General features: G+C 69.6%; 7 protein-coding genes. All 7 read right to left on the reverse strand.

Going from position 1 to position 9,231, the window contains the following annotated elements:
• A partial coding sequence (locus WEB06_07305; protein ID MEX2555420.1) for a mandelate racemase/muconate lactonizing enzyme family protein occupies positions 1-1,091 on the reverse strand: 1,091 nt, incomplete at its 3' end.
• Positions 1,088-1,855 (reverse strand): glucose 1-dehydrogenase, encoded by a 768-nt coding sequence (locus WEB06_07310; protein MEX2555421.1) that lies wholly within the window; start codon positions 1,853-1,855, stop codon positions 1,088-1,090. The genes WEB06_07310 and WEB06_07305, both read right to left, overlap by 4 nt.
• Positions 1,855-2,595, reverse strand: a complete 741-nt coding sequence (locus WEB06_07315) for an MBL fold metallo-hydrolase (protein MEX2555422.1) — start codon at positions 2,593-2,595, stop codon at positions 1,855-1,857. The genes WEB06_07310 and WEB06_07315 overlap by 1 nt, the downstream gene beginning before the upstream one ends.
• Complete coding sequence (locus WEB06_07320; protein MEX2555423.1) at positions 2,592-3,548, reverse strand: nucleoside hydrolase; 957 nt, start codon at positions 3,546-3,548, stop codon at positions 2,592-2,594. Before WEB06_07320 ends, WEB06_07315 begins: the two co-directional genes overlap by 4 nt.
• A 7-nt stretch (positions 3,549-3,555) precedes the next feature.
• Positions 3,556-4,353 carry a hypothetical protein gene (locus tag WEB06_07325; protein ID MEX2555424.1) on the reverse strand — a complete coding sequence of 266 codons (798 nt, stop codon included), beginning with the start codon at positions 4,351-4,353 and terminating at the stop codon, positions 3,556-3,558.
• Positions 4,353-7,172 (reverse strand): ATP-binding cassette domain-containing protein, encoded by a 2,820-nt coding sequence (locus tag WEB06_07330; GenBank protein MEX2555425.1) that lies wholly within the window; start codon positions 7,170-7,172, stop codon positions 4,353-4,355. Before WEB06_07330 ends, WEB06_07325 begins: the two co-directional genes overlap by 1 nt.
• Positions 7,172-9,231: ATP-binding protein (locus tag WEB06_07335; protein MEX2555426.1), on the reverse strand; the 2,060-nt coding region annotated here is incomplete at its 5' end. The genes WEB06_07330 and WEB06_07335, both read right to left, overlap by 1 nt.

A 9,231-nucleotide genomic window follows, 5' to 3' on the forward strand; every position in this document is an offset into this window, starting at 1 on the left:
CCGTCGCCGTCGAGCACGATCCCGTGGCCGGGCCGCTGCGGCACCTCGAGCATGCCGCCGGCGGGACGAAGGGGGTCGCGCACCACGCGCTCGAAGTTGAACACGTCCTCCTCGAGCACGAAGAACTCGACGGTCAGCCCGTTGGGAACCGCCGCGACGAGGTGCACGTGAAGGTTCGCGAACCAATGGGGCGCGACCGGCACGTCCCAACCGGCGGCCATGTGCGCGATGCGTATCCATTCGGTGACGCCGCCGCAGACGGTCGCGTCGGGCTGGACGATGTCGGCGGCCTTGCGGTCGAGCAAGTCCCGGAAGCCCCAGCGGGTCGCTTCGTGCTCGCCGGTCGCGACCGGGAGGTCCAGGGCCGCCGCGACGGCCGCACTCGCGGGCACGTTGTCGGGCATCACCGGTTCCTCGATCCACCACGGGTCGTACTCCTCGACCATGCGAACGGCGCGGATGGCGGTCGGCGCGTCCGGCCACGCGTTGTTGGCGTCGAGCGCGAGCTGCACGCCCGGCCCGATCGTTTCGCGCGCGACGCGCACCCGCTCCGCATCCTCGCGCGCGTCGAGCCGTCCCACCTTCATCTTCACCGACGTGAACCCGGCCGCCAGGTAGCGTCCCATCTCCGCCGCGAGCCCATCGAGGCCCTTGCCTTCGCGGTAGTAGCCGCCGCTCGCGTAGCACGGCACCGCGTCGCGGTGGCCGCCGAGGAGTTGGTACAGCGGCCGCTCGGCAGCCTTACCGGCGATGTCCCACAGCGCGATGTCGAGCGCGCTGATCGCTCGCAGGACGGCGCCCCGCCGCCCAACCAGCAGCGTGTGCTGGTACATGCGCTCCCACAAGCGCTCGACCGCGAACGGCGTCTCGCCGACGAGCAGATCCTTCAAGCTGCGCTGTACGGCCGTTCCGATCAGATGCCCCTCGCCGGGATGGCGAGTGCCGACGGCGAAGCCGGTGCCTTCGATCCCTTCGTCGGTGTCGATCGTGACGATCACGTACTCGCGGGCGGACACGACCGTGGTCGCGAACGCCGTCGCTTCGCGCAGCGGGATCGACAGCACGAGGCTCCGAACGTCGGTGATCTTCATCGGGGCTCCCCGGGCGGGATATCGACCTTGGGCGACCGCAGCTGAGCGAGCAGTCCGCCGTCGACCGGAAGGACCGCGCCGGTGACGTAGGAGGCGTCGTCGGAGGCGAGGAAGGTGGCCGCGGCGGCGATGTCGTCGGGAGTGCCCATCCGGCCGAGCGGCACCACGTCCTGAAGGCCGATCGATCCTTCGGCGCCCACCGGGCTCCGGCGCTCGACGGCGATGACGCCGGGCGCCAGCGCGTTCACGCGGATGGCCCATGGAGCGAGATCCAGCGCCATCGCGCGGGTCGCCGCCTCGATCGCCCCCTTGGTCGCGTCGTAGGCGACCCGGTGCCGATGGGCGCGCGTTGCGCCGCCCGAGCTCATGTTGATGATGCTGCCGCCGCCGCGTTCGATCATGATCTCGGCGGCCCGTCGCGAGCACAGGTAGAGGCTCTTCAGGTTGACGGCCATGAGCCGGTCCCACATCTCCTCGGAGGTGTCGAGGAAATGACGCTCTGCTGCCGGGCCGTGCGCGATCGCGGCGTTGTTCACCAGCACATCGACGCCGCCGAACGTGTCGACGACGACGGCGAACAACCTCTCGACCTCCTCGGCTCGGGAGACGTCGGCCTCCAGGAACAACTTCGCGTCGCCGGCCCGATCGGGCTCGACGTCGGCCACGACCACGGTCGCTCCCTCGGCGGCGAACCGTTGCGCGATCCCTCGCCCGATCCCGAACGCCCCGCCGGTGACGACCGCGATCTTCGATGCGAGCGCCATCACGCCCCTCCCGGGATGGTGAAGGACCCCCCGGCGTCGAGCGTGCGAACCTCGATGTCGGGCCGCACCTCGGCCAGGCGCTCGCGGAACTCCTTCGGCTCCGGATCCCCGGGGCGGAAATGCATCGGGATCACGATGCCGGCATTCAGCCAGTCGGCGGCGATGACCGCCTCCTCCGGCGGAAGCGGTGCGAGTCCCTGCTCGGTGGCGCCGACGCACAGCAGCGCGACCGTAGGGCGATACAGCTCGCCGAACAGCTTGAGGTCACCGAACAGCGACGTGTCGCCGCTGTGATAGATGGCCGTGCCTTCGTCCAGCCGGATAAGGAAACTCAACGGCTGCGACGAGAGGTGCTCGCCGTGCGATTCGAAGAACGAGACGTGGCTGGCCGGCAGCGCTCGGATAGACACGTCCCGCACGGTGCACGAGGTGCCCGGGATCATCTTGCGTATCCGGGCAGGGGGGATGCCTTCCTTCATCGCATGGACGCGCACGTCCACGCCGCAACACAAGGCGGCGTCGCTCCGGAGGGCGATCTCGACGGCCTGACCGAGATGGTCCCACGCACCATGCGAAACCACGACGGCATGCGTGCCGTCGAGCTCCCCGAGCGTCACGGGGCTCGGCGGGAGGCCGTACGCATCGCTTCCCGCGAGGAAGGGGTCGACGACGATCCGCGTACCCGCGGCGGACACGATCTCGAACCCGGAGACCCCGAGGAACCTGATACGCGCCGTCATCCGACGCTCCAACTCGCGAGGCCGTCGGCCAGCAGATCGGCCACGCCCATCGACTCGACGCCCAGACACACGCGAGCGTTCGGCGTGCCCAGGATCCCTTCGAAGTCGGCGACCGTCGCGCCGGCCGTGATGCGTCCCTCGGTCTCGATCTCCACGTAGAGATCCTCCGTCGAGAACAGCTCCGGATGCATCACGTACGCCACAGCGGGAACGTCGTTGAAATGGACGCCGGTCCCGTTGTTCGTACCGCGCCGGAACTGCCGGTATGCGTTCTCGATGAACGCGGACGCGTCGACCAGGAACCGGCTCGGCCGGGTTCCCGCCGCTCGGATGCGCGCAAGGTGATCGTGCGTGATCACGGTCGGACGGCAGACGTCGAGACCTACCTGCACGATCGAGGCGCCGGACCGGAAGACGATATCCGCGGCCTCGGGATCGTTGTACATGTTCGCCGACGCCGCGGGGGTCACGTTCCCCCACGTGAGCACGGCGCCGCCCATCACGATCAGCTCGCGGAGGTTCGCCGCGAGCGCCGGCTCGACGGTGAGGGCCTGCGCGACGTTGGTCAACGGACCCAATGCGATGAGGGTGATCTCGCCCGGCGCCTCCCTCACGCGCGACACGATCGCGTCGACCGCTCCGCCCGGCGAGGCGACGCCGGCCGTCGGCGCGATGCTCATACCGCCGAGACCGTCGTCGCCGTGGATGTGTTTCGCATAGTGCGGCTCGCGCGACATCGGCCGGGCGGCGCCTTGGTAGACGGGGATGTCCTCGCGTCCGGCGAGCTCGAGGATGGTCAGCGCGTTGCGCGTGCACTGCTCCAGCTCGACGTTCCCGAACACGGTCGTGAGGGCTTCGACCTGTAGGAGCTCCGACGAGAGCGCGAGGAAGATCGCGGCGGCGTCGTCGATGCCCGGATCGGTGTCGATGATCACGCGCTTGGACTCGGTCATGGCGATCCTAGGACGGGTCGGACGGCGGGAGGACGGCCGTCGAGAAGACGACCTGAAAGCTCGGCGGCGCGCCGGGGCCCGGCACCAGCGCGAAGCCATTCGCGCGGACGGCCTCTGGGATCGCGGCGAGATCGAAGAGGAAGCTTCCGTCGTCGAGCCGCCGCGCGACGGCCGCGGTCGTACAGTCGAACGCGGGGGCCTCCTCGAACGGCTGAGCGGTCGCCGGCGTCCACCCTGCGGTCACGACGGGGCAGGCCTGGACGACGGCCAGCCCCTCGAGCATGTTGGCCCCCGGCGTGTCGACGATACCGAGCCGAAGCTTCGTCTCGGTCCCATCCAGGAGGATGAAGCTGCGCCGGTGATCGGTGCCGAGACGCGCGGCAACCGGGAGGCCTCCCTCCGGAACGCCTGCGTTGGCCAGCGGAGACCCGGCGTCGGCGGCGGCCCATCCCGCACCGACGATCGTCAACGGACGCGGCACGGCTGGGTCCTTCGGCTCCTCGAGCACCGGCGGCGGCGGCGCGAACGGCTCGGGCGCCGGGAACGACGGGATCGGCAGCGGCACCGGCGGCGGGAGCGCCACCGGCACCTCGTTCGGGGCGCTTGGAGGCTGCGGTTGCCCAAGGCCGGGCGGCAACGCGACCGGCCGGGCGAGCGGGCGTTCCCGGAAGGCCGGCGGAAGCCCAACGCTCGCGGTCACGACCGCGAGCGCCAAGCCGATCGCGATCGTGTAGACCTGCCCTTCGGTCCAGCCAAGCCACGCTGCGAGGCGCTCGGCCGGGCGCCGGTTCGCGTCGGGGGCCATCATCGGGCGCCGCTCCGGAGGATCGCGCGATCGTCCGTCCCGAGGTAGCTCGCGATGACTTCGGGATCGGAGCGCACCGCCGCCGGCCGGCCCGACGCGATCACGCGCCCGGCGCCGAGGCAATAGACGCGGTCGCTGATCGACATCACGAGCGGGATGTCGTGCTCGATCATCAGAACCGTCGCGCCGAGCTCCGTCTGGATACGGCGGATCAGCGGACCGAACGCCTCGGCCTCGCGTTGCGCGACCCCCGCGGTCGGCTCATCGAGCAGGAGGACCCGCGCTTCGAGCGCGAGCAAGCATGCCAGCTCTGCGATACGCCGCGTCCCCGTGGAGAGGTCCGAGATGAACATGTCGGCGAACCGGCCGAGCCCGAGGAACCCGACGAGGTCCTCCGCCTCTGAGGCCTTCCGGCGTTCCGCACGGAGGGACGGCGGGAGCGCGAGCATCGACGGGACGAGCTCGCTGTGCTCGCGGGCCTCGAGCGCGACCTGCACCGATTCGCGGACGGTCAGGGCGCCGAACAGGCGTGCGTCCTGGAAGAGGCGGCCCAAACCGAGCTGCGCGCGCCGGTGTGAGCGGAGATGCGTGACGTCCAGGCCGGACAGCTCCACCCTCCCTCCGGCCGGCGCGACGAAGCCGCTGATCACGTTCATGATGGTCGTCTTTCCGGCTCCGTTCGACCCGATGAGGCCGATGAGTTCCCCGGAGAAGACCTCCAGCGTCGCGTGATCGAGCGCGATCCGTCCTCCGAAGCGAACGGTCACGTCCTGCACCCGCAGCGCGGGCGGCGGCACATCGGCCGGAGAGCCGGGCGTTGCCGGTTCATCGGCCGTGCCCCCGTTCGCGGAGGGGGCGACCAAGACCGAAGCAGGGACGGGAGCCGTCTTCACGACCGCAGGCTCGACCGGTCGCGCACGCCGCCCCGCGAATCCAAGCAACGCGTCGCGCGCTCGATACACCAGTCCGACGAGTCCTCCCGGGAAGTAGAGCAGCAGGATGAGCATGCCCACGCCGCTCGAGAGCAGCCGGGCCTCCGGCGCGTTGTTGAAGATCGCGGGCACGCCGATCACGTAGACCGCTCCAAGGACCGCGCCGGTGACGGATCCCAGGCCGCCGATGATCGTCATCGCGACGACGCGGAGCGACTCGTCGGGATCGAACATCTCGGCGCCGAACTGCACCGTCAGGCCCGCGAGCAGGGCGCCGGCCAGAGCCGCGAGTCCGCCCGAGACCGCGAACGCCGTCAGCTTCGCACGGGCGGCCGACACGGTGAACGCAGCCGCGCTCGCTTCGTTCTCGCGAACGGCGATCAACGAACGGCCGACGCCGCTCCGTCGGATCCGGGTGACTACGAGCACGGCTCCGATCAGTGCGACGAGGCAAAGGTAGTAGTAGCTTCGCTGCGGGAAGAAGTCGAGGGATCCCCACGTCGGCCGCGGTACCGTCACGACCGTCCCGCCTGCGAGGAAGAGGTCCTGTCCGAAGATCCAAGCCCGCGCGGCCACGGAGAAGCCGAGCGTCGTCACGGCGAGGAGCAACCCGCGTATCCGTAGCGCCGGGGTGCCGATAAGGACCGCGGCGAGGACGCCGGCGGCGGCGCTGTAGACGACGGCGACACCGAACGGAACGCCGTGCCGGACGAAGGCAGCCGTGCCGAGAGCGCCGATGCCCACGAAGGCGAAATGGCCGAGAGATACCTGGCCCGCCCACCCGGTCAGAACGGTGATCGCCAGTCCGATCATGGCATAGATGAGCATCCGGGACATGAGGAACGTCTGCGACGCGTTCACGAGCAGCGGGAGAACGACCGCGACGACGACGAGGGCGCCGCCGGCGGCGAGGGGAAGCCTCCTGACCCACCCCGCGGAACGGATGGCGTGGGGGATCGCCTTCACCTTGGGTGAGAGGGACCAGGAACCGGTCTCCTCTTCGGCGATCCCCCGGCCGCGAACCAGGACGAGGAACAGCACCGCGCCGAACAGCACGAGGTCGATCGTCCCGGGGTTGCCCACGTTCGCGAAGAGCAACGCTTCGACGATCCCGATCCCGACCCCGGCTGCGAGCGCGGTGGGAAGGGATGTCAGACGCGCCACAAGCGCCGCGGTCAGCGCCCGGAGCAGGAGGCTCGGTCCGACGGCCACCGTGGGCAGACTCACCAGCGAGCCTTGCATCCCCCGTACGAGCACGGCGGTCAGCGTGGAGAGCACGCCGGCCAGCACCCAGACGAGCGTCGAGATGCGTTTGACGCTGATCCCGGCCAGGCGGGCGGAGTCGGCGTTCTCGGCCGAGGCGCGGATGGCGATTCCGTAGGGCGTTCGGGTGAGGAAGATCGTCAGTCCGGCGATGATCGCCGGAACGAAGGCCAGCACCATGAAGTGCTCACCGCGCCAGACCATGCCGCCCACTTCGACCGCGCGGTTGATCGGGACGGGATACCGGGTCGCGCTGGTGATGTCGGGGAGGATCAGCTGCAGGAAGAACAGCAGCTGCGCGACCCCGATGGTGGCGACCAGCAGGACGAGCCGCGGCGCATGGAAGAGCCGGCGCACCACGCCGAGCTCGATGACGCCCCCCACGATCGCGCCGAGCGCCACCACGGCGGGAAGCGCAAGGGCGTACGGCCACCCGTAGTTGAACACCAGGACCGGCACGATCGCCGCGCCGAGCGCGCCGGTTTCGCCGTACGCGAAGTTGATGACCCGGGTCGCGCGGAAGACGAGGACGAGACCGGCCGCGAGCACCGCGTACGCGAGGCCCGTGAACAGACCGATGAGAACGATGTCGGTTCGCAGGGTGAGCCCGAGGAGAGGTTCCATCACCCGCCCTCAGCGCCGAGGAACACCGCCCGGACGAGATCGTCGCGCGCCAGCAGGTCGCCGGCCGGCCCTTCGAAGCGGATCTGCCCCTTCTCCATGAACACGGCCCGGTCGGCGATGGTCAGGGCGACGTTGACCGACTGCTCGACGACCACGATCGTGATGCCGCGCTCCTTCAAGCGCTCGATGATCACGAGAAGCTCTTGGACGACGACCGGCGCGAGCCCGAGGGAAAGCTCGTCGATCAGCAGCACCTCGGGGTCGAGCAGCAGCGCCTTGCCCAGAGCCAGCATCTGCTGCTCGCCGCCGGAGAGGGTCGCGGCCGGCTGTTGAAGTAGGGGGCGCAGCGCCGGGAAGAGCTCGAGCACCTCTTCCGTGCGCGCCTCGACGCGTTCCCGGTCCCAGATGTAGCTGTAGGCCCCGGCCTGGAGGTTCTCTCCTACGGTGAGAGATCCGAACAGGGCCTTGCCGCTCGGGACCTGCACGATCCCGAGGTCGACGCGCGTCTCGGCTTCGGTGTAGGTGATGGTGCGGCCGTTGAGACGGATCACCCCGCGGTCGGGCATCGCCAAGCCGCTGAGGGTCCTGAGGAGCGTCGACTTCCCGGCGCCGTTGGTCCCCAGGAGCGCGAGCACCTCTCCGCGGCGAACGTCGAGTGCGACGTCGAACAGCACCTGAACCTGTCCATAGCTGAAGTCGAGGTTGCGCACCTGTAGAACGGGCGCCTCGGCGCCGGTGCCCATCCGCGCACGCTCCTCCTGCTCTTCCTTGAGCTCCTCGACGACGAGCGAGATGTCTCTTCGGATGTGGCGTCCGCCGAGCGCGATGAGCGATGCGCCGATGAGCGCCGACGGAGGAACGACGATCGTCAGCGCGGTGCGTTCGCCGAACGCGTCGCTGAGCATGCCGGCGATGATCCCTCCGAAGAAGGCGCCGAAGAGGAAGATGTAGATGCCGACCATCGCGAACCCGAGCGAACGAAGCCGGTACGGGCTCACCGCAGCGATCACCGGGAAGATCGGAGTGAAACCGAAGTTGGCGAGCGCTTGGGCGAGAGCGACCCCGGCGAGGACGAGCGGAAGCTTCGGGAGGTAGAGCGATGCGGCGAAAACGAGTCCGTAGCCGGCGATGCCGCCGGCGATCAAACCGACGACGCGGGGAGGGCTCTTCCGGAACAATCGATCGGCGATCATGCCCGAGATCGGGATCGCGGCGATGGCACCCAGGAAGGTGAGCGACCCGGCGACGCCGCGCCCGAATGCATCGAGCCCGTAGCGTTCCTCGAGCATGAGGTTGAAGAAGGTCGGCACGCTGAACAACGCGAACCCGAGCACGCCCAGGCCGGTGAGCAGGAACGAGAAGCTTCGGATCTTCTTGAGCCGGGCGAACCCCGTCGAGAGTGGGATGGGGATCTCGACCGGCGCATCCTCCGCGGTCGCTCCGAGGACCGCGAGATGCTCGTTGCGGCCGCGGCGTGGCTCGCGTAGCCGGAACGCGAACAGGGCCAGGACGAAGCCTGGGATCGCCAGCAGGATGAAGGCCCATCGCCACCCTTCGGCTCCGCCCGCCAGCGTGGCGATGCCGCCGGCGAGCAGGGGTGCCAGTGCGATCCCGATCGGGTTCGCGAGGCCGTGGACGGCGAAGACGCGAGCGCGGCCGGCGAGCGGGTATGCATCGGCGAGCAGGCCGCTGTGAACGGGGAGCGCGTTGGCTTTTCCGATCCCGCTCAGGATGCGCGCGATCACCAGCTGCCATGCGTTGCGTACCAGTCCGGCCCCCACGGCGACGCACGCCCACAGCAACGAACAGAATCCCACCAACCGGGTGCGCCGGACCCGGTCGGCGAGATAGCCGAGCGGCAAAGCGCCGGTCACGACCAGCAGACCCTGCACGCCCGATATCGCTCCGATCGCCGCGTCGCTCAGATGAAGGGAACGCTGGACGTCGGGGGATAGGACCGCGAGCGCCATCCACTCGAATTCGTCGACGAGGTTCAGCAGCGTGAGGACGAGGACGGTCGAGACGCCACCCGCCTTGACGACGGCGCGGAGGCTCATCG

The organism is Actinomycetota bacterium (genome assembly GCA_040905475.1).
Taxonomy (GTDB): Bacteria; Actinomycetota; AC-67; order AC-67; family AC-67; genus DATFGK01.

Bases quoted from the DNA above. Each gene is read 5' to 3' on its own strand.
- WEB06_07320 (MEX2555423.1), bottom strand. From the start codon at position 3,548: ATGACCGAGTCCAAGCGCGTGATCATCGACACCGATCCGGGCATCGAC.
- WEB06_07310 (MEX2555421.1), bottom strand. From the start codon at position 1,855: ATGGCGCTCGCATCGAAGATCGCGGTCGTCACCGGCGGGGCGTTCGGG.
- WEB06_07325 (MEX2555424.1), bottom strand. From the start codon at position 4,353: ATGGCCCCCGACGCGAACCGGCGCCCGGCCGAGCGCCTCGCAGCGTGG.
- WEB06_07315 (MEX2555422.1), bottom strand. From the start codon at position 2,595: ATGACGGCGCGTATCAGGTTCCTCGGGGTCTCCGGGTTCGAGATCGTG.
- WEB06_07330 (MEX2555425.1), bottom strand. From the start codon at position 7,172: ATGGAACCTCTCCTCGGGCTCACCCTGCGAACCGACATCGTTCTCATC.